This window comes from Streptomyces sp. NPDC005302, from assembly GCF_040607345.1.
In the GTDB taxonomy this organism is placed as follows: domain Bacteria; phylum Actinomycetota; class Actinomycetes; order Streptomycetales; family Streptomycetaceae; genus Streptomyces.
In genome coordinates, this window is sequence record NZ_JBEXGN010000023.1 from 96,775 (window position 1) to 115,222 (window position 18,448).

Consider the following 18,448-nt stretch of genomic DNA (forward strand, 5'->3'; position numbering starts at 1 on the left):
CAGAGGTGTTCTTCGTGCGGTAGTTCGAGTTCGGCTCCGGTTCCTCTCCAGCCCGCGCTGGAAGAGTCTTCGCCGGTCATGTGCCACACCCCGCCACACCCCCCCTTTCTTTTGCTGGAGGCATGATGGAGCGTCAGGCCGCTCGAACCGCGGGGTCGCACGGCGGCCCGGCCACCGCTCTCGCGCAGGGCGCGCCGCAGCCCTCGCGCGCGGTGGGGGCGCGGGCCCGCCGGGGCCAGGTGCTGACGACCCGGGTGGGTCTGCAGATGCCGGAGCTGATGGCGTACGACGAGTGGGAGCGGGCGGGGCGTCAGCTCGCCGATGTCCTGGACTCCTCGTCGTGGTGGCTGGGCGACTGGCTGGTCTACGGCAAGGACCACTACACCGACCGCTACCAGCGCGGGATACGCGCGGTGGGTCTCTCGTACCAGACGCTGCGCAACTACGCGTGGGTGTCGCGGCGTTTTCCGCTCGCCCGGCGCCGGGCCGGCTTGAGTTTCCAGCACCATGCCGAGCTGGCCTCGTTGCCGGCCGAGGAGCAGGACCGGTGGCTGGAGCGGGCCGAACGCCAGCAGTGGACGACCAAGCAGCTGCGCGGTGCGCTGCGTGCCGCGCGCCGCAGCGAGCAGCAGCCGCCGGCCCTCGTGGAGGCCGATCAGCGTCTGGATCTGCCCGGCAGCCGCCTGCAGTGGTGGCACCGGGCGGCGGAGCAGCTGGGTGTCGACTTCGAGCAGTGGGTGACGGCGACGCTGGACAGTGCGGCCGCCACCGCTCTGCAGGACCCCGATGCGGGCGGGGAACAGCGGGAGGTGCCCGCGCTGCGGGACGCCGGCGCCGTACCGGCACCGGCCGCCTGCCCTCCCGCCGGGGGTGCGGGCGCCGGGGGTGCGGGCAGGGGTGAGGGCCGCGGTGGCGCGGCCGGTGGCGGGCGGACGGTTCGGGCGGTGGCCGTCAGCGCCTGACCCTGCCGGCGCCGCGGCCCCGCTCCCCCGCGTTGCTCGGGGTGTCCCGCGTTGCTCGGGTTGTCCCGCCGCTCAGGGCAGCCGGCTCATCAGGCCGGCCGTCTCGCGTTTGTAGGTGCAGGCGCTCTGCCCGAACGATTCGCGGACCCGCTCGCGGACTTCGCCGGGCTGTTCCTGGCTGAGCTTGAACATGCCCTCGGCGCCCGTCACGGTGAAGCGGAAGGCTCCCACGGCGGGTGCGATCTTGCGGAAGTAGCCGAGGGAGGCGGTCATGTCCCAGCCGTTGCCGAACCGTCCCTCGAAGGCGCGCACGGTGGACTCCACGACGCCCAGGGTCTCCTGCACCGAGTCGATCTTCTCCACCACGCCCCGTACGTGGACGGCGGTGAAGTTCCAGGTCGGGGCGGCCGGGGTCACCTCGTAGACGGTGGGTGAGACGTAGGAGTGCGGGCCGGTGAAGGTCAGCAACAGGACGCTGCCCGACTCCAGGGCCGCCCAGTGCGGGTTCGCCCGGTTCATGTGTCCGAGGAGGGTGGCGCCGGGCAGGTCGCCGGTCCACTCGCCCGAGGTGTCGGGGTCGAAGATGACCGGCAGGTGGGTGGCGAACGGGCCGTCCTCGGGGCGGCCGTTGGCGGCCGCGAGTGCCAGTGGATTGGCGCGGATCAGGTCCACCATCCACGAACTGTCCGGTTCGCGGTAGGAGCTGGGCACGAACATGCGGATTCACCCTTTCGAAAGGCGGATTCGGGCTCGACGGCGGATCGGGGAATAGCTCCGGCTCAGGGCACGGCCGATCCGAATTGCGCGCTGATCGCATTGCTCCGGGCATCTCGCCGTCGGCGGCGCCGCGCGGAGTTCTGAAAATTTGCGCCGACCATATCGTCGTCCCGCCGGCAGGACAACGCTTTCCGGGTGCCGCGTACTTCGAGTATCTCTCGAACGGTCTTCATGCCATCTTCAAGTTGCCTTTGAGAGGCTCTCCACAGCAACACTGCAGAACGGTCTCTCGGGCCACCGGCCGAGTTTTCCAGACGCAAGCGGGAGAGTTTTCTATGGGCATAACGGGCAGGCGCAGCCAGGAGATCTACGACGTGGTCGGTATCGGGTTCGGCCCGTCCAACCTGTCGCTCGCGATCGCCTTGGAGGAGCACGGGGCGAGCGCTCCGGAGCATCCGGTCACGTCCCATTTCTTCGAGCGGCAGCCTTCGTTCGGCTGGCACCGGAACATGCTGCTGCCGTCGACGACCATGCAGATCTCGTTCCTCAAGGACCTGGCGACCTTCAGGAATCCGATGTCCCGGTTCAGCTTCATCTCGTATCTGCACGCCGCGAACCGGCTGGTGCAGTTCGTGAACAACCAGGACTTCTTCCCGACCCGCCAGGAGTTCCACCAGTACCTGGAGTGGGCGGCGGCGGGTCTGAGCGACCGGGTCACCTACGGCGCGGAGGTCACCGCGATCCGTCCCGGCACCGAGGGCGGGGTGCTCAATCGTGACCTCATCGAGGTCGAGGTCCGGGCGCCCGACGGCACGCTCAGCCGGGTCACCGCCCGCAACGTAGCCATCTCCACGGGCCTGGTGCCGCGCCTTCCGGAGGGGGTGGTCGCGGATGAACGGGTGTGGCACAGCTCGCAGTTCCTGGGCCGCTTCAACGAACAGGACCCGGCCGCCCTGAAGAGCGTGGCGGTGGTCGGCGCCGGGCAGAGCGCGGCCGAGATCACCCGGTTCCTGCACGACGCGCTGCCGGGCGCGCAGGTCTCGGCGGTCATCCCCTCCTACGGCTACTCCGTCGCCGACGACACCCCCTTCGCCAACCAGGTCTTCGACCCCGGCGCGGTCGACGAGTACTACTTCGGCAACGAGCGGGCCCAGGACGCGTTCTGGCGCTACCACCGCAACACCAACTACTCGGTGGTCGACGCGGATGTCATCCAGTCCCTCTACCAGCGGCTGTACGACGAGCAGGTGCGCGGCAGCCGGCGGCTGCACTTCCGCAACCTGACGCGGGTCGCGGAGGTCAAGCGGGCCGGCAGCGAGACGCGGGTGCTGCTGCGGTCGCTGCTGGACGACTCGACGGAGGAACTGGCCGTCGACGCGCTGGTGTTCGCCACCGGCTACGACGGCCTGGACCCGGCCCGGCTGCTCGGCGACTTCGACCGGCACTTCGAGCGGGACGCGGCGGGCCGCCACCGGGTGGAGCGCGACTACCGTCTGGTGCCCGCCTCGGATCTGACCTGCGGGGTCTATCTGCAGGGCGGTACCGAGCACAGTCATGGCCTGTCGTCGGCGCTGCTGTCGAACATCGCCGTGCGCAGCGGTGAGATCGCCGACTCGATCGTGCTGGGGCGCACCGAGCGGGAGTTGGAGCGCGGCTGCCCGGTGCAGGCCCACTCCTCGGCCCTCTGAACGGGCACCGCTGCGCGGGCGGGTGCCCGCATCCCCCGGTGCCGTGTGCGGCACCGGGGACCGCGAGAGGGGCCCGCCGCGTCCTTCGGGCGCGTCCGCCCGCCGTGCGCGGGATGCACGGGTGCGCGGGGTGCGCGGGGTGCGCGGGGTGCGCGGGCCTCGTGCGCGTACGAACCGTGCCCGGTCGCGATGCGAGCGGTAACGCGGGCACGGCGCGAGCGGCCCGCGAGGCGAATGCGAGCGGGATCTGTCCCTCAGGTTCACCGTGCCGCACAAAAAAAGGGGGGTGAGCGAATGGCCGTAGGAGGACCGGCGGTAGCGGTGCCGGCCGCGGAATCGGCTGACGGGGCGGCGCGCCCGGTCGCGGGACCGTCGGGGCGCTGGCCGTGCGCGCGGATTCTCCGGGAATTCCTCCGCCCGGGGTCGCGGCGGGCGTCGGCGGCTGTCCTGTCGGCAGGACGTGACCGCCTGGGGCGCCGGCATGCGGAAAGGAGCCGGGAAGCCGCTAGCGTGCGCGTGTTGACGGGAATCGGCTTCCGCCGGTCCGGGTGCGGCGCGATGATGGCGGCGCGTTCGGCGTGCGGGGCCGGCAGGTGTTCACCTTCCCAAGAGGGCGCCGTGCGGCCAAGCCTTTTCGTGCCGTCTTCAAGCGCATGTCCACCGGCCTGCGGGGTCCTGGTCGCGGCACGGCGATCCGCCTGACGGGGAGTTACTGCCCGCGCCCCGCTCCGCAGGAGTCCGTTTCCTCCCCGGTCTGAAGGCCGGGGTATCCACGGAGGAGTTTTGATGACCGTCAGCACCGTCAGCGTGCATCCCGCCCAGGCGAAGGCCACGGCGGTCTCGGAGGCCCTGCCGTGGCTGGCCCGCCACCAGGGCCGCACGGTCGTCATCAAACTCGGCGGCCACGCCATGGTCGACGCCGGCCTCACCGCGGCCTTCGCCCGCGATGTGGTCTTCCTGCGCTACGCGGGGCTGCGGCCCGTGGTGGTGCACGGCGGAGGCCCCCAGATCGACGCCGAGCTCGCGCGGCGCGGCCTGCAGCGCGAGTTCAGGGCCGGGCTGCGGGTCACCTCACCGCCCGCGATGGAGGTGGTGCGGATGGTGCTGGCCGGGCAGGTGCAGCGCGAACTGGTCGGTCTGATCAACCGGTTCGGTCCGCTGGCCGTCGGTATGACCGGCGAGGACGGCGACACCCTCACCTCGGTGCGGCACGTGCCGTGGATCGACGGGGAGCCGGTGGACATCGGCCGGGTCGGCGACATCACGCAGGTCGACACCGGTGTCATCGAGGGCCTGCTGGCGGACGGCCGGATCCCGGTCGTCTCACCGCTGGCCCGCAGCGCCGAGGACGGCCTGGTCCACAACGTCAACGCCGACACCGTCGCCGCCGCCCTGGCGCGGGCTCTGCGGGCGCACGCGCTCGTCATGCTGACGGACGTCGCGGGCCTGTACGCGGGCTGGCCCAACAGCGACGAGGTGATCGAGCAGCTGACGGCCGGCGAGCTGGAGAAGCTCCTGCCCGAACTGAGCGAGGGCATGGTGCCCAAGATGGCCGGCTGCCTGCACGCGGTGCGCGGCGGGGTGGGCGCGGCCCGGGTGATCGACGGGCGGGTCCCGCACGCGGTGCTCCTGCAGATGTTCGCCGGCCACCAGGCGGGCACGCTCATCGTCGCGGACCCGGACGAGACGGAGCCCCGGCCGTGAACCACCAACCACGTGAGCAGCACCGACAGCAGCGGTGCGGGCGCGGTGTCCGGGCGAGCGGGCCCGCCGGCAGCGCGGACGCCACCACGCGAGCGAAGGCGAGGGCCGTGACCGTGACCGACACCCCCTGGGCTCCCGACCCGGCCGGCACCACCCTGCACGCCCTCCCCTCCCCCGGACCCGCACTGCACCCGGCCGGCCCGCACGGCCAGGACGACCAGGACGGCCAGGGCCTGGGGCCGGCCCTGGGGTCTGCCGCGGATCTCACGCCGGGTCGGGCCGCCGAACTGGCCGTCGCCGCCGAGAGCGCCGGCGGCCAGGCCCGCGAACTGGCTCGCCGCCTGGCCCTCTCCCTGTCCCCCGAGGCCCGCGGGATCCTGCTGAGCGCCCTGACCGAAGCCGACCCCTACGACGTGTACGACGACGAGGACGTGTACGGGTACGACGTCGGGGTGTACGAGGTCGACGGTGAGGGCGGGTACGACGACGAGGACGCGCACGACAGCGGTGCGTACGGCAGTGGGGCGTACGGCAGTGGGGGTGGGCCGCTTGCCCAGGTGTCCGGTGCGGCTGCTTCTTCTTCTTCTCCCGCAGGGTTGCGTCTCGTGCCGGCACGCCTGGAGCGCGGGGCGGGCCGGGTGAGCGGGCGCGCCGGGCCCGGGGGCGGGGCGCCGGCGGGGGTGGTGCGGCTGCGGTTCGCGGACGCGGTGGCGCTCGATCGTGCGGGGGCCGCCTTCGGCGCGGGGCCGGGCGGGGGCGCTGTCAGTGATCCTGCGACGCTGACCCTGCAGATCCCCGGCGAGGCGGGCACCGAGACGCTGCGGGCGGTACTCGAGGTGCTGGACGCGGCGGCGCTCACGGCCGAGTCGCTGACGGTGCACTCGCACGAACTCGACGACGTGTTCTCCGCGTTGACCGGCCTGTCCTGAACTCTGCGGACGCCACCGCGCCCCGCCCCCTTTTTTTCGGGGAGGGTGCAGAGCGCGGTGGCCCCATGCCGTGCCATGCCATGCCGTGCCGTGCCGGTGCGGGGTTCAGGAGAGGGCGAGGGTGCAGCACTTGACGCTGCCGCCGGCTTTGAGGAGCTCGCCCAGGCTGACGCCGATGGGGTTGAAGCCGCGTTCCTTGAGCCGGCCGATGAGGCCGGTGGCGGCCTGGGGCAGCAGGACGTTGAGGCCGTCGCTGAAGGCGTTGAGGCCGAACACGGCGGCGTCCTGGGCGTCGGCGAGGACGGCGTCGGGGAACATCTCCCTGAGCACGGCCCGGCTGCCGGGGCTGAAGGCCGCCGGGTAGTACATCACTTCGTCCGGGGAGAGCACCGCGAGCGCGGTGTCCAGGTGGTAGAAGGCCGGGTCGAGCAGGGTCAGGCTTGTCACGGGCAGGCCGAAGAACTCCTGCGCCTCGGCGTGGGAGCGGGCGTCGGTGCGAAAGCCGGTGCCGGCCAGTATCCGGCGTCCCACGCGCAGGTAGTCGCCCTCGCCCTCGTTGATGTGCTCGGGCCACAGCAGTTCGCGGTAGCCGTTGCGGGCGAACCAGTCGAGGTAGGCGGGTCCTTCCGCGGTGCGCTCGCGGTGGCGGAAGCGGGCGCCGAGGACCTTGCCGTCCACCACGGTGGCGCCGTTGGCGGCGAACACCATGTCCGGGAGGCCCTCGACGGGTTCGACGACCTCGACGGTGTGCCCCAACGACAGGTACAGGCGGCGCAGTTGCTCCCACTGGAGCAGGGCGGTGGCGGTGTCGGTCGGCTTGTCGGGGTTCATCCACGGGTTGATGCTGTAGGTCACGTCGAAGTACTGCGGGCGGCACATGAGCAGGCGGTGCGGTGTCGCGGTGCGCGGGGTGCGCGGGGTCCGTTCGTGGACTGCGGTGCCGGTCGACACCATGGCGGGTCCTCCTGTGCTCTTCGTGGGAGAAGGGTGCGTGCCCGGCGTCGCGGGGTGTGCGGCGCCGGCCGGGCCCGGTGAGGGGCGCTGGGTGTGCGACGGGTGCGGGGCCCGGATCCCGGGGGTGGCGGGGCGGCCGGGCGGGGGTGGCGGGGTGGCGGGGCGGGGTGGCCGGCGCCCCGCCCATCCGGCCGGGGAGCCGCCGCACATGGCCGGCCGACGAACATCGTCAAGTCCCCGGTTTTCAGCGGTTGTTGGGGTTGTTGACGTCCCTTTTTCAGGCTAGCCGGGTGCGGCCGGTGGGGGCGGGTCGCTCGATCGGTGTTCAAGCGTTCCCCCACGGCACCCGACTCCCGGCCCTTTCCCTGGCCCTCCCCCGCCTTACGGGACGGTGGGGCGGGCCGGGGTGTCAGGGCAGGATCGGTGCGGGGTCGGGCAGGGCGATCAGCTGGGGCACGCTGCGGCTCCAGGGGAAGCCGTGGTGGAGCTGGAGCACGGCGGGCGATCCGGGGTCGACGATCACCGCGACGGCGGCCAGCACGTCGGGGGCCGGTTCCAGTTCCAGGAACCGCCAGCGCGGGGCGCCTTGGCTGTCGTCGCCCGGGGGTGTGAAGCCCAGAACGCCGTTGTCCTCGGCCAGTTCGAAGGCGAACGAGTCGAAGGGCAGGCCAAGGCCCAGGCCGCGGGCCTTGGAGTAGGCCTCCTTGAGCGTCCACAGGCGCAGCACGCGGCGGTCCTGGGGGCGGCCGGGGGGCGCCTTGGCCACCCACTGCTGTTCCGTGGGGGCGAAGGTCTCCACGACGGTGTTCAGGCCGCGGTCGCCGCGGTCCAGGCGTTCGACGTCCACGCCGATGCGGTGGCGGCGCACCATGCCGAGCAGGTTGTGTCCGTGGGTGTGGGAGAGGTTGAAGTCGAGTTTGCGGCCGCCGCGCAGCAGGCCCTCGGGGGGCTTGCGGAAGAAGGGGCGGCCGCGTGGCGAGCGCCAGATCACGGCCTCCGACTCGGGCACGCCCGTCTCCAGGGCCAGCACGCGGCGCACCAGGACGTGCGCGATGAGGTACTGGTGGCGGTCGCGTTCGAACAGGAAGCGTTCGGCGAGTTCGCGTTCGGGTGCGTCCAGCCAGGCGCCCGCCAGGATCTGGGCGAACTCGGCGGCGAGTTCCTCGTTGGTGCAGAACCAGAGTTTGACCGGCGGGGCCCGGTCGGGTTCACCGGGTCCGGCCGGGTGGCCGCGGCGCAGGGCGGTGGGCAGCATCAGCTCGGCTCCCCCGCCATGCCGGCCCGGCCGGCCTCGTCGGCCGGGGCGGCGGTGGGGCGGGTGTCGTCCAGCCACAGCGGGCGGCGCAGGAAGGGCGACGGGGGCAGGGGCACCACCATGGCGCCGGCGCCGGCGCGCCTTTCCAGGGTGGCCCAGTCGACGGGCAGACCGGACAGCCACAGCCGCCTCAGCTGCTCCAGGCGGCCTGCCTGCCACAGCGCGGCGAGGTAGCCGGCGGTCTCGGGCGCGGCGGCCAGAGCGTAGGGGTCGTGCGGGGTCGAGCGCAGGTCGGCGCTGCACACCCCCTCGTCCTGTGCGGCCTGCGGGTCGGCCGTGAACCGGGTGAGTGCCGCGTGGAGGTGGGGCAGGTCATCGACGGTCAGGGCCAGTCGGCAGGGCAGCGCGGCACGGCCGGTGCGCAGGGTCCGGGCCAGCGCGGCGAGCGAGGGCAGCGGGCCGGCGGCCGGCGCCGGGGCGGAGACCGGTGCCGGGGCCGGTGCAGAGGTACGCGCGGGGGCGGGTTGCGTGGTGGCGGGGGCGATCCAGTCGGCGAGGCGGGCGGCCAGGGCGGCCAGGTGGGCGGGGGTGGGTGCGGACAGCAGCACCAGTTCCTCCCCTGCCGTCGGCGCCTGCTCCTGGGCGGAGTCCGGCCCCTGTTCCCGTGCCGGTGCCGGATCGGGGGTGGTGGCGGGGCCGGCGGGCGGGGGCGGGAACTCCTCCAGGAGGACCGTGACATGGGGGCCGTGGGCGGGGGCGAGGTCGACGAGGGCGGTGCGCGGCAGTTCCTGTCCGTGCGGGGTGCGGGGGCGGGGCCAGGCCTTGGGGGCGCAGCGGGGCGCGGTGGGTGCGAGGGTGGCGGTGCGCAGCTGCAGGACGGCGGAGGTCAGGGCCGCGATCCCGGTGGCCGCTCCGGCGTCGCCGATGCGCCGCGTGGTGCTCGCGTGGGTCTCGCGGACGGCGGGGCCGGGGGCGGGCGGGCCGGACGGTGCGCCGGGGGCGGGATGTGCGGGGCCGGCGGCGTAGGCGGTGTGGCGCAGCACGGCGTGGATGTGGTCGCCGTCGGCGAGGGCCCGGGCGAGGGGTTTGAGGACGAGGGCGCCGACGCCCTCGCCGGCCGTGTCGCGGGCGCGTGAGGGGTGCAGCAGGAGTTCGACGCCGCCGGCGACGGCGGCCGCGCATTCTCCGCGCCGCAGGGCGCCGACGGCCAGGTGCACGGCGGCGAGTGCGGAGGTGGCGGCGCTGTCGACGGCGTGGGCGGGGCCGTTGAGGCGAAGGCGGGCGGCGAGGTGGGCGGCGAGGTCGCCGTGGCCGGCGGCGGGCATCGGCCGGCCCCGGGTCCAGTCCTGGGCGGCCAGCAGGGTGTAGTCGGCGGAGCTCACGCCGGCGAACAGCCCCACGGCGCGGGGGCTGCCGTCGGGTCCGGTCAGAGCGTCCAGGCGGGAGCCGGTGCAGCCGGCGTCCTCCAGTGCCTCCCAGACGATCTCCTGGAACAGGCGTGCCTGAGGGTCCATCAGGGCGGCTTCGGCGGCGTCCAGTTGGAAGAAGTCCGCGTCGAAGTCGGCGGCTCCTTGCAGGAAGTGGCCGCGCAGGCCGGGTTCGAGGGGGGATCCGCCGGGCCGGTCGAGCGGCCCAGGCGAGGAGGTGTCCCGTCCCTCGCGCAGGTTGCGCCAGTGCAGGTGCAGGTCCGCGGCGCCGGGATAGCGTCCGGCGATCCCCACCACCGCGTAGTGGTCCAGGTCCGCTTCGCTCCCCTCGGCGCCCGCTGCGGGTATGCCGGTGTCGCCCTGCGGCTGCGCCGGCGGGGCGGAGGTCTCCTGGGCCGGCGGGGCGGACCACGTCTCGGGTGCGAGTGCGGGCGCGGGTGTGGTGCGGGCGGCGGGCGCGGCCGGTGTGGGCGGGGCCGTCCTGCTCACCGGGGCAGGCGTCGCCGACCGCGCCTGCCCCGGCGTCCCCTCCCCCGCCGGTACCGCGCCGCGCGCGGGACGCGGCGGAGTGGACTCCGTGACGCCGATGCCGGTGCGGGGCGCGGCGCCGTGCCGTGCACTGTGGGCGGGCAACGGCTGCTGGGGGCCGGGGTGTTGCCGGGTGCCGGCGGACATCAGGGCCGTGAGGAGGCGCACGGCCTGGGTCCGTTCCAGACGTCCCGCCTTGAAGCGGGTGAGGACTTCGCGTTCGTTCATGAGGTCCGCGGTGGCGTCCATGGGTTCGCTTCTTCAGTCCCGGTGCGAGAGCTGGCCCAGCGCGTCGTCGATGGACAGCCATCCGGCGCGCACCGCGTCCAGCAGGGCGCCGACGCCCAGCGGGGCGGCTCCCGGAACCGTCACGCCCAGCAGGGCGGGCAGGATCTCGGGGACCTGGTGCGGCGGATCGGCCGCGACGATGTGCACCGCGAGGCTGACGAGGTCGGGGTGGTCGTAGAGGGTGCCGACGGGCTCCTGCATCCCGTAGATCCGGTTGACGGCGGCCACGAACTCCGAGGCGATGACGGAGTCGACGCCGAGCAGGGTGAAGGGGGCCTCGGTGTGGATGTCCCAGGGGTCGCAGCACAGGATGCGGGCGAGTTCCTCGCGCAGCGTCTCCAGTACCGTCCCGACACCGTCGTCGTGCGCCTCCACCGGCAGTGCGGTGGAGGCCAGGGGGCGGGCGGGCGCCGGACGTCCGCCCGCGGCGGCCGCGGTGTTCGGGAGCACGGCGCGTGCCAGGTGACGGGCCAGGGCGGCGGGCGTGGGGTGGTCGAGCAGGACGTCGGCCCGCACGTCGGTGCCGTAGTGGCCGTTGAGCGCGGCGACGAACTGGACGGACAGCAGCGAGCCGAGGCCCAGCAGCCGGAAGGTCTCCTCCGGGTCGATCCGCTCCGGCGTGATCCGCAGGACGTCGGCGAGGACCACGACGAGTGAGCCGAGGAGCTGCTCGTGCGCGGCATCGGAGGCAGCCGGGCGGGAGAACGGGCTTTCATCGTGCATGAGTTGACTCCAAGGGTTCCGTCCTGCAGGCCGATGGCGGGAACAGCAGCGGTACGTCCCCTCCGTGGACGCCCGCCCGGCCGTGTCCGGCCGGCCACACTCGCTCCGGATGAACTGTGCGAACCGGCAGTGCGGTCGGGCTTCCTCAAGACCAAACCATACCCGCTGTTTTGGAAGACTTCCAGGGACCACCTCAAGCCCACCTCGAGAGATCCACCCCTGAGAGTCCGTCCCCAAGTAGCCCTAAATAGGCATCAATTGGGGCAGCCGGCGCCGAAAAACCAGCAGACCGCACGTCCCGTTTACGTCTCGGCGTGGGTCGCCTGCTGGCGCGTAACCCTTCCGGTGACGGATCGAGACTTACAGGAGGAGTGAGAAACAGGCACAGCGGTCTGCATTGGGGTGGGAGAAGCCCGGAAGGAAGCCGCAAGGAAGTCCGGTTGGAGACCTGGGCGGAGGGTGGCGGGGTGAAGGGGGTCCGGGCCGGGCCTGCCTGACCCGGCGTCATGCCGACGGCGGCCCCGTACGGACGCCGTCCAGTCCCCGCACACACGGATGCGCCCGTCCCCGTCCGCGGGTCTGCGGATGAGGGGGCGGGCGCGGGAGTGCGGTGGGCACGGTGGGGTGCAGTGGGGTGCGGTGGCTGGCCTTCTCGCCGGGAGGGGCGGCACTCGGCTCGCCCGGGCGGTCGGCTCCCCGCGCGGACTCGCGCGGGCCGGGGCATCGTGTGCGGGTGACCGCCGTGTGCGGGTGACTGCCGTGTGCGGGAGGGGAGTTCGGGGCCGGGCTGCCTGCCGGGGGTGGGGTCAGGTCGCGTTGCCCGGGGTGCGGGTCGCGCGCGGGGGCTGCTGGGCGGCGTAGACGGCGACGAAGGCGGCCAGAGCGCGCGGGTCGCCGTGCGGGCCCAGTGCGGTGAGCGGCACGCTCGGGCCCGGTCCCCGGGTCAGTGTGCGGTGCGCCTGCAGTGCGGCGGCCATCAGCTCACCGCGGGGGCGGCGGGCGTGGTCGGGGTCCGCGCAGGCGATCGCCAGTGCTTCTGCCCAGGCGCGGGAGGCGATCTCGTCCCTGCGGGTGCGGGTGCGGGTGCGGGTGCCGGGGTGCGGGGCCGGGGCCGGGGCGGCGGTGGGGGTGGGGGTGGGGGTGGGGTCCGGCATGGCTGCCTCCTCGGCGTCCGGCTGCTCTCGGCCGGGCTGTCTGCCCGGTGCCGTGCGGTGTGCGGTGTGCGGTGAAGTGCGTCGGTGCTGGGCGGTGTTCGGTGGTGCAGCGCGGTTCGAGGGTGTGCGGTGTGCGGTGAAGTGCGGTGGTGCTGGGCGGTGTTCGGTGGTGCAGCGCGGTTCGAGGGTGTGCGGTGAAGTGGCTTGGCGGGGTGCGGTGGTGTGGGGCGCGGGCCGGGGTGCCGCCCGATGTGTGGCGGGGGCGTGGTCAGGGGTGGGGGCGGGCGGCTGCGGCGAGGCGGTGGGCGAGGTCGTCGGGCTCGGTGGCGGTGGTGTCCAGGACGACGGCGCGGGGCTGGTGGCCGTCGGCGGCGGCGAGGCGGGCGAGGGTGCAGGCGGCGACGCCGTCCCCGCTGAAGGCGGCCAGGACCGGCTGTCCGGTGCCGGGCCGCAGGTGGGGGGCGAGTGCGTCGTAGGCGGCGCGGGCCGCGGTTTGGGCGTGGGCGCCGCCGGCGGGCAGGGGGGTGAGCAGGAGGAGGCTCTCGGGGCCGGGGTAGGCGCGGGCGATCCGGTCGTAGAAGGACCGGGTCCGGCCGGGTGCCTGGAGCAGGGCGAGGGTGGCGGCGCGGGGGTGGGCGGGCGGGCGCAGCACGGCGGGGCGGGGGGTGCTCTCGCGTTCTGTGGCGGGGACCGGGCCGGGGGCGGGGTCGGTGCCCAGGTGGGTGAGGAGGGCCAGGACGTCGCCGAGGGTGGTGCCCGGGCCGGCGCCGCGGGGCAGTTCGCGCAGCAGCAGGGCGGCGTGGGCGAGGAGTTCGGTGATCTCGCCGAAGCGGGCCTGGTCGTAGGAGGCGGTCAGGACCAGGCATTCGCCGCGGTCGTGGTGGGCGGTCAGGGTCAGGGGGTAGGCGGTGTGGGCGCCGAGGGTCTGGGGCGGCTCCACCTCGATGCCGTGGGCGGCGAGTTCGGCGTCCAGTTCGCTCAGGGCGTGCGGCAGGGTCTCGAAGGTGAGCAGGGTGTCGGCGGGCGGGGCGGGGCGGCGTGTCCAGGCGTGGATCTGGCCGGCGGTCACCCATTCGTAGGCGGCCTGGTCCAGGCAGTGGTCGCGCAGGTGGGCCATCAGCTGGGGCACGGTGGCGTCCGGGTCGACGAGGACGGACTGCGGCAGTGGGCCGGCCAGGGCGCCGGGGGTGCGTTCGACTCCCTCGAAGAGGATGCCGCGGCCGGCGGTGGTGGTGGCGAAGCGGACGTGGCAGGGGCCCTCGGCGCGGCCGGCGCGGTACAGGAGCAGCGACCACACGGCCTGCAGGGCGGTGGACTCGCCGCCGCCCCAGGTGGCGGCCCAGTCGGCGAGGCGGGCGGTCTCCTCCTGGGTCAGGCGCAGCCGGGAGCGGCCTTCGGTGCGGTGGGCGGTGTCGGTGAACAGCGGCGGCACGCGGACGGCGTCGGCGTCGTGGGCGCCGGTGCCGTCGGCGGTGTGGGTGAAGAAGTCCTGGGCGGCGGTGGTGTCCTGGGTGGCGAGCCAGGCGGTGTAGTCGCTCATGTCGGGGCGGCGTTGGCCGCCGGGCAGTTCGCCGCCGGCGAGGTAGGCGCGGTAGAACTCGCGGACCAGCAGGCGCACCGACCAGCTGTCGAGCAGGGCGTGGTGGTAGGTGAGCAGGACGCGGGCGGGGCCGGTGCGGGCGGTGTCGGCGGGGTCGGTGCTCTCGCCGCCCAGCAGGGTGACGCGCAGCGGGGCGGGGCGGCGGGGGTCGATGCCGCGGCGCCGGTCGGATGCGACGAGGGTGTGCCACTCGGCGCTGTCGTGCGGCAGGTGGACGACCTGCGGGTCGGGCCGGTCGTGGACGACGAGGCCGGGTTCGCTCTGGTCGTCGAAGGCGGTGCGCAGCACTGATTCGCGGGCGAACACGGAGTGCCAGGCGGCGGTGAAACGCGGCACGTCCAGCGGGCCGTGCCAGTCGAAGGAGGCCTGTTCGACCTGGCGGCCGGGGCCGGGGTGGGCGTCGGCGGCGGCCAGGAGTTCGCGCTGCAGCAGCGTCGCGTTCTGGTGGCGGGCGGTGAAGGCGCCGCGGCCGGCGCGGGTGAGGAGGTCGGCCAGCGCCCCGAGGGGGAAGTCGGCCGGCTCGGGGCCGTCCGTGGCGGAGAACCGCACGGTGTGCCGGCCGGGTCCGGGGCGGTGCAGGTCGGTCTTCCAGGCGCGGGCGCCGGGGTGGCGTGCGGCGATGCTGTCGAGGGCGGCCTCGATGCGGGTGGTGGGCAGCGGGCCGCACAGTTCCAGGACCGGCGCGGCGCCCGAGCCCAGGTCGACGACGACGGTGATCGGCTCGCGCTGCGGCAGACGTGCGAAACGGTTCGTGGTCATCGGCGGTCCGGAGGCACGCGCCGATGAAGCCCCCTCCCCCTCTCCTCACGAGGCGCTGGCCAAGCATGCGGCAGCCCCGCGACAAACCCCTGACACCCCCCTGACATCCCGCTCGATCCGGCCCGCACACCGCACACCCGCCTGACGGGGGAAGCCGGCCGGGGTGCGGGGAGAGGGGGCGGACGGGTACGGGACGGACACCTACGGGGCGAGGTGGAGCGGCGCGGGGTGGAGCTGCGCGGGCTGGAGCTGCGCGGAGCAGCGCGGGGACGGAGCGGGGACGGAGCGGGCGCCGTCCGCCCTGCCGGGCGGGCCACAACACCATTACCGGGCGCGGGCGTTGGGGTGCGGGGGCTGGGGGCGGTGGGGGCTGGGCCCGGGTGTTGGGGTGTGGGGCTGTGGCGTGAGGGCGTGGGCCCGGCCCGGGTGTTGGGGCATGGGGGCTGCGACGTGGGGTGCGGGACGGATGGAGGGTGCCGGGGTGCCGGGCAGGGTGTGGCCGGGGGCGTCTTGCTGCCTGCGGGGCCGTGTGCCTGGTCGCGGGCGGGGCGGGGTGTGGGGTGGCTGTCGCCGCGGGGCAGTTGGCCGAGGCGCGGCGGGGATCGGTCTTGCTGCCCGCCGGGCCGTGCGCGGGGCCGCCGGGCCAGGTGCGGGCCGGGATGGGCGTGGGGTGGGGCCCGGGGCGGGGTGGGGCGCCGGGTGGGGTCAGGCGAGGTCGTCGCGGGTGATGCGGCGGTGGGAGGTGCGCCAGGTGCCGTGGGCGCGGACCAGGACGTCCTCCATGACGCACACGTACAGGACCTTGGAGGTCGCGCCGGGGGGTGTGGCGTGGGCGAGGGCGGAGCAGCGGGTGTGCAGGGTGGCGTCGGGCTGGGGCCGCACGTCGAGCATGCCGACCCAGTGGTGCAGGCGGCTGCCGGCCCGCTGCCGGCGTGCCGCGGCGGCCCGGGCGTAGTGGGTGAGTCCGGCGCGGGCGCGTAACGGGGCGGGCAGCAGGGGCAGTTCGACGACGGCGTCCTCGGTGAAGGCGGCCGCCCAGTGTTCGCCGCCGCCGGTGTCCAGGAACTGCATCTGGCGGTCGTAGAAGTGCTGAGCCTGCGCGTACAGGGCGGCGAACTCCCCTACGTGCGCGGCGTGTTCGGCGCCCGCCATCAGTTCGACGGTCATGGTCCTCGGCCTCCTCGTGTCCGGGTCCTGGACAGTCTTTGAGGCGCGGCTCGAGCATCCTTCGAATACTCCTCGAGTGCGGGCGCCGACGGTGGAGTGCACAGGGGGTGGTGGCGAGCGCTCCCTGTCCTTGGGTGTGCGGAGCGGGAAATGACGGTGGAGGTGTCTTTGATGTCTGGTGAGCGTGTGCGGCGCCTCGTGTACTCGGCCGAGGTGGCCGCGCCGGCCGAGGCGGTCTACGCCCTGCTCGCGAACGCCGTGCGCGGGCCGCTGTACAGTCCGGAGGTCCTGCATGTGGAGCGTATGGACGCCGACGGGGACCGGGAGCGGCTGCGGGTGTGGGAGGACTCGGGCGGTGGTGTGCGCTGCTCGCTGTGGGCGCGGGTGGCCCACCCGGGCGAGCGGCGTATCGAGTTCTGGCGGTTGCGCGGCGAGGCGCCGTTCACGTCGATGGCCGGGCAGTGGACCGTTGAGGAGAGGTCGGGCGGGCGCAGTGTGGTGAGCGTGCTGCACGAGTTCACCGTCGCCGGTGACCCCGAGGGCGCCGAGGCGGCCCGGGCCGCTCTCGCCGTCAAGGACAGCGCCCGCAGTGCGCTGCGGGGCGTGCGCCGGATCGCGCAGGGCAGTGGCGGCTCGCGGCAACGGGTGCTGACGTTCCAGGAGTCGCTGCGGGTCGCGGGGCCGGGCGAGGTCGTCTACGACTTCCTCTACCGGGCCGCCGACTGGGCCGGCCGCGTACCGCAGGTCCGGCACGTCGAGGTGAGCGAGGTGTCCCCCGGGATCCAGGCCGTCAACTACCGTCTGCGGCTGCCCGACCGGACGGAACGCGCCACGAGCTCGCTGCGGCTGTGCTTCCCCCACGCCGGGCGCATCGTCTACAAGCAGACCACGCCCTGGGCGCCCGTCGCCGCGCACACCGGGGAGTGGTCGGTCCTGCCCGACGAACACGGTGTCCGCGTGATCGCCGAACACACGGTGCTCCTCGACCAAGACGCCCTGCCGGACGGCGGACCCGCCACGCCGGGCCGGGAGAACACACGATCGTCCGGCGCAGACGCTCAACCGTCCCGGGGGAGCACGCAACCCTGGTCCCAGGGCAACGCGGGACGGTCCGAGGACGGAGCGGCCCACGTTCTCGCCGGGGCCGGGGAGTCGCGTGGGCGCCAGAGGCCGGATCCGGTCCCGCCAAGCGGGCGGGGACAGGAGCGGTCTGCCGGGCAGGGGCCCGCGCCGGGAAGCGGCGGCGGGGTGCGCGAAGCCATCGGGCTCGCGTCTCGGGCGATCCTCGAACAGGCCGGGCGGCACGCCGAGTCGGCGGTACGGGCACTGCCACGACGCTAGCGGGACAGGCCTGTTGGGGCCCGGGGGCTCTCCTGCGACGGGTGCGTGACCCGTGCCGGGGGGGCCGAGCGTGACTCGTGGCGGTGACCCGTGGCGAGGGGCCCGTGCCTGACCCGTGCCGGGTGACCCGTGGCGAGGGGCACGTGCGTGACGCGTGCCGGGTGCGTGGCGAGTGACCGGTGCCTGACTCGTGCCGGGTGACCCGCGGTGCATGACTCGTGCCGGGTGACTCGTGCCGGGTGACGCGCGGCGGGGGGCGGGTCAGGCGCCGGTGAGTTCTTCGAGCACGGGGGCGAAGGTGTCCATGGCGTTGTCGAGGACCACGATGTAGGACAGGCCGAAGCGTTCGCGTTGTTCGCGTAGTTGCTCGGCGATCTGTTTGACGGTGCCGAACAGCATCACCGGCAGGGTGAGACGGTCTTCCTGCGACATCTCTGGGTGGATCTTGGGGAGCCGGTCCGCGGCGGCCCGCCGGTCGTCGGTGATCTCGACGTGATGCACCAGCAGGTTCCGTTCGGCGGGAACGGGGCGGTGGGCGGCGAAGCGTTCGTAGGCGGCGACGCGTTCGTCGAGCTGGGCGGGGGTCAGGGCGTTGAGGATGCCCTTCTCGTAGCCGGCGGTCGCGGTGAAGGCGGCGATGTCGGCGTGCTGGGCCATCAGGCGCAGCAGCCGGTCGCCGTTGCCGCCGATGAGCAGCGGGGGCCGGGGGCGCTGGACGGCGGGCGGGGTGTGCGCGGGATCGCTCAGCAGGCGGTCGAGTTCGCCGACGGTGTGCCGCAGGAGGTCGATGCGGCCACCGGGCGCGAGGAACTCGATGCGGGCGCGCTCGTGTTCGGCCTGCGCGTAGCCGGCGCCGAGGCCGATCTCCAGACGCCCGCCGGTCAGGGCGTCGGTGGTGGCCACGTCCCGGGCCAGCAGTGCGGGGTTCCAGAAGCCGGCGTTCAGCACGAAGGTGCCGATCCGGGGGCGTTCGGTGGCGTCCGCCGCGGCCGTCATGGCCGGGAACGGGGAGACCATGCCCAGATGGTCGGGGACCAGGATGACGTCGTAGCCGAGCAGTTCGGCGCGCCGGCATCGTTCCCGCCACTGCGCGCCCGCTGCCGGTTTCAACATGTTCACGCCGAAACGAAACGGCCTGGTCATGTCCCGCCCCCCGAAAATCGTTCCGCCTGCCCTGCTCGTCACATGCGTGCCTGCCTGCTCGCACGTGCTGCCCGCCGTCCGCCTGCCGTCCGCAGGTCTGCTCGCTCAC

General features: G+C 74.1%; 14 protein-coding genes. 5 read left to right on the forward strand and 9 right to left on the reverse strand.

Features of this window, described 5'->3' with window-relative positions:
* Positions 1–122: 122 nt before the first annotated feature.
* Positions 123–962, forward strand: a complete 840-nt coding sequence (locus tag ABZT74_RS28375; RefSeq protein ID WP_356439266.1) for an LmbU family transcriptional regulator — start codon at positions 123–125, stop codon at positions 960–962.
* A gap of 72 nt (positions 963–1,034) precedes the next feature.
* On the opposite strand, the gene ABZT74_RS28380 is transcribed toward ABZT74_RS28375, so the two are convergent.
* On the reverse strand, positions 1,035–1,679 hold the full coding sequence (locus ABZT74_RS28380; RefSeq protein ID WP_356439269.1) for an FMN-binding negative transcriptional regulator: 645 nt from the start codon (positions 1,677–1,679) through the stop codon (positions 1,035–1,037).
* Between the two features lie 335 nt (positions 1,680–2,014).
* Between ABZT74_RS28380 and ABZT74_RS28385 the strand changes: the two genes are divergently transcribed.
* The 3 genes from ABZT74_RS28385 (at position 2,015) to ABZT74_RS28395 (ending at position 6,000) form a co-directional block, all read left to right on the forward strand.
* Positions 2,015–3,367 carry a lysine N(6)-hydroxylase/L-ornithine N(5)-oxygenase family protein gene (locus ABZT74_RS28385; protein ID WP_356439272.1) on the forward strand — a complete coding sequence of 451 codons (1,353 nt, stop codon included), beginning with the start codon at positions 2,015–2,017 and terminating at the stop codon, positions 3,365–3,367.
* Between the two features lie 786 nt (positions 3,368–4,153).
* Positions 4,154–5,071: an acetylglutamate kinase gene (gene argB, locus ABZT74_RS28390; protein WP_356439275.1), complete on the forward strand. Its 918-nt coding sequence runs from the start codon at positions 4,154–4,156 to the stop codon at positions 5,069–5,071.
* A 107-nt stretch (positions 5,072–5,178) separates the two neighbouring features.
* Positions 5,179–6,000 carry a hypothetical protein gene (locus ABZT74_RS28395; protein ID WP_356439278.1) on the forward strand — a complete coding sequence of 274 codons (822 nt, stop codon included), beginning with the start codon at positions 5,179–5,181 and terminating at the stop codon, positions 5,998–6,000.
* 105 nt (positions 6,001–6,105) lie between these two features.
* Here ABZT74_RS28395 and ddaH read toward each other — a convergent pair whose 3' ends face one another.
* The 7 genes from ddaH to ABZT74_RS28430 all read right to left on the reverse strand — a co-directional run bounded on the left by ddaH (position 6,106) and on the right by ABZT74_RS28430 (position 15,855).
* Complete coding sequence (gene ddaH / locus ABZT74_RS28400; protein WP_356439281.1) at positions 6,106–6,954, reverse strand: dimethylargininase; 849 nt, start codon at positions 6,952–6,954, stop codon at positions 6,106–6,108.
* A 409-nt stretch (positions 6,955–7,363) separates the two neighbouring features.
* The gene (locus ABZT74_RS28405; RefSeq protein WP_356439284.1) at positions 7,364–8,209 is read right to left on the reverse strand and encodes a 4'-phosphopantetheinyl transferase superfamily protein; all 846 of its coding nucleotides are present in this window, start codon (positions 8,207–8,209) and stop codon (positions 7,364–7,366) included.
* Positions 8,209–10,413, reverse strand: a complete 2,205-nt coding sequence (locus ABZT74_RS28410; protein ID WP_356439287.1) for a beta-ketoacyl synthase N-terminal-like domain-containing protein — start codon at positions 10,411–10,413, stop codon at positions 8,209–8,211. The genes ABZT74_RS28405 and ABZT74_RS28410 overlap by 1 nt, the downstream gene beginning before the upstream one ends.
* Positions 10,414–10,425: 12 nt before the next feature.
* Positions 10,426–11,175: a phosphopantetheine-binding protein gene (locus tag ABZT74_RS28415; RefSeq protein ID WP_356439289.1), complete on the reverse strand. Its 750-nt coding sequence runs from the start codon at positions 11,173–11,175 to the stop codon at positions 10,426–10,428.
* A gap of 806 nt (positions 11,176–11,981) precedes the next feature.
* Complete coding sequence (locus ABZT74_RS28420) at positions 11,982–12,329, reverse strand: hypothetical protein (RefSeq protein ID WP_356439292.1); 348 nt, start codon at positions 12,327–12,329, stop codon at positions 11,982–11,984.
* A 268-nt stretch (positions 12,330–12,597) separates the two neighbouring features.
* Positions 12,598–14,688, reverse strand: coding sequence for a condensation domain-containing protein (locus tag ABZT74_RS28425; RefSeq protein WP_356439294.1), 2,091 nt, complete (start codon positions 14,686–14,688; stop codon positions 12,598–12,600).
* Between the two features lie 705 nt (positions 14,689–15,393).
* Positions 15,394–15,855 carry a nuclear transport factor 2 family protein gene (locus ABZT74_RS28430; RefSeq protein WP_356439297.1) on the reverse strand — a complete coding sequence of 154 codons (462 nt, stop codon included), beginning with the start codon at positions 15,853–15,855 and terminating at the stop codon, positions 15,394–15,396.
* Positions 15,856–16,026: 171 nt separating this feature from the next.
* Here ABZT74_RS28430 and ABZT74_RS28435 point away from each other — a divergent pair, with 171 nt between their 5' ends.
* On the forward strand, positions 16,027–17,196 hold the full coding sequence (locus ABZT74_RS28435) for an SRPBCC family protein (protein ID WP_356439300.1): 1,170 nt from the start codon (positions 16,027–16,029) through the stop codon (positions 17,194–17,196).
* Positions 17,197–17,457: 261 nt separating this feature from the next.
* Here the strand turns inward: ABZT74_RS28435 and ABZT74_RS28440 are convergent, their stop codons facing one another.
* Positions 17,458–18,339 (reverse strand): TIGR03621 family F420-dependent LLM class oxidoreductase, encoded by an 882-nt coding sequence (locus tag ABZT74_RS28440; protein ID WP_356439303.1) that lies wholly within the window; start codon positions 18,337–18,339, stop codon positions 17,458–17,460.
* Between the last annotated feature and the right edge of the window lie 109 nt (positions 18,340–18,448).

What these genes read in the sequence shown, in the direction of transcription:
- ABZT74_RS28375 (WP_356439266.1), top strand. Translation starts at nt 123, where the DNA reads ATGATGGAGCGTCAGGCCGCTCGAACCGCGGGGTCGCACGGCGGCCCG.
- ABZT74_RS28435 (WP_356439300.1), top strand. Translation starts at nt 16,027, where the DNA reads ATGTCTGGTGAGCGTGTGCGGCGCCTCGTGTACTCGGCCGAGGTGGCC.
- ABZT74_RS28420 (WP_356439292.1), bottom strand. Translation starts at nt 12,329, where the DNA reads ATGCCGGACCCCACCCCCACCCCCACCCCCACCGCCGCCCCGGCCCCG.
- ABZT74_RS28440 (WP_356439303.1), bottom strand. Translation starts at nt 18,339, where the DNA reads ATGACCAGGCCGTTTCGTTTCGGCGTGAACATGTTGAAACCGGCAGCG.
- ABZT74_RS28415 (WP_356439289.1), bottom strand. Translation starts at nt 11,175, where the DNA reads ATGCACGATGAAAGCCCGTTCTCCCGCCCGGCTGCCTCCGATGCCGCG.
- ABZT74_RS28430 (WP_356439297.1), bottom strand. Translation starts at nt 15,855, where the DNA reads ATGACCGTCGAACTGATGGCGGGCGCCGAACACGCCGCGCACGTAGGG.
- ABZT74_RS28425 (WP_356439294.1), bottom strand. Translation starts at nt 14,688, where the DNA reads ATGACCACGAACCGTTTCGCACGTCTGCCGCAGCGCGAGCCGATCACC.
- ABZT74_RS28380 (WP_356439269.1), bottom strand. Translation starts at nt 1,679, where the DNA reads ATGTTCGTGCCCAGCTCCTACCGCGAACCGGACAGTTCGTGGATGGTG.
- ABZT74_RS28410 (WP_356439287.1), bottom strand. Translation starts at nt 10,413, where the DNA reads ATGGACGCCACCGCGGACCTCATGAACGAACGCGAAGTCCTCACCCGC.
- ABZT74_RS28385 (WP_356439272.1), top strand. Translation starts at nt 2,015, where the DNA reads ATGGGCATAACGGGCAGGCGCAGCCAGGAGATCTACGACGTGGTCGGT.
- ddaH (WP_356439281.1), bottom strand. Translation starts at nt 6,954, where the DNA reads ATGGTGTCGACCGGCACCGCAGTCCACGAACGGACCCCGCGCACCCCG.
- ABZT74_RS28405 (WP_356439284.1), bottom strand. Translation starts at nt 8,209, where the DNA reads ATGCTGCCCACCGCCCTGCGCCGCGGCCACCCGGCCGGACCCGGTGAA.
- argB (WP_356439275.1), top strand. Translation starts at nt 4,154, where the DNA reads ATGACCGTCAGCACCGTCAGCGTGCATCCCGCCCAGGCGAAGGCCACG.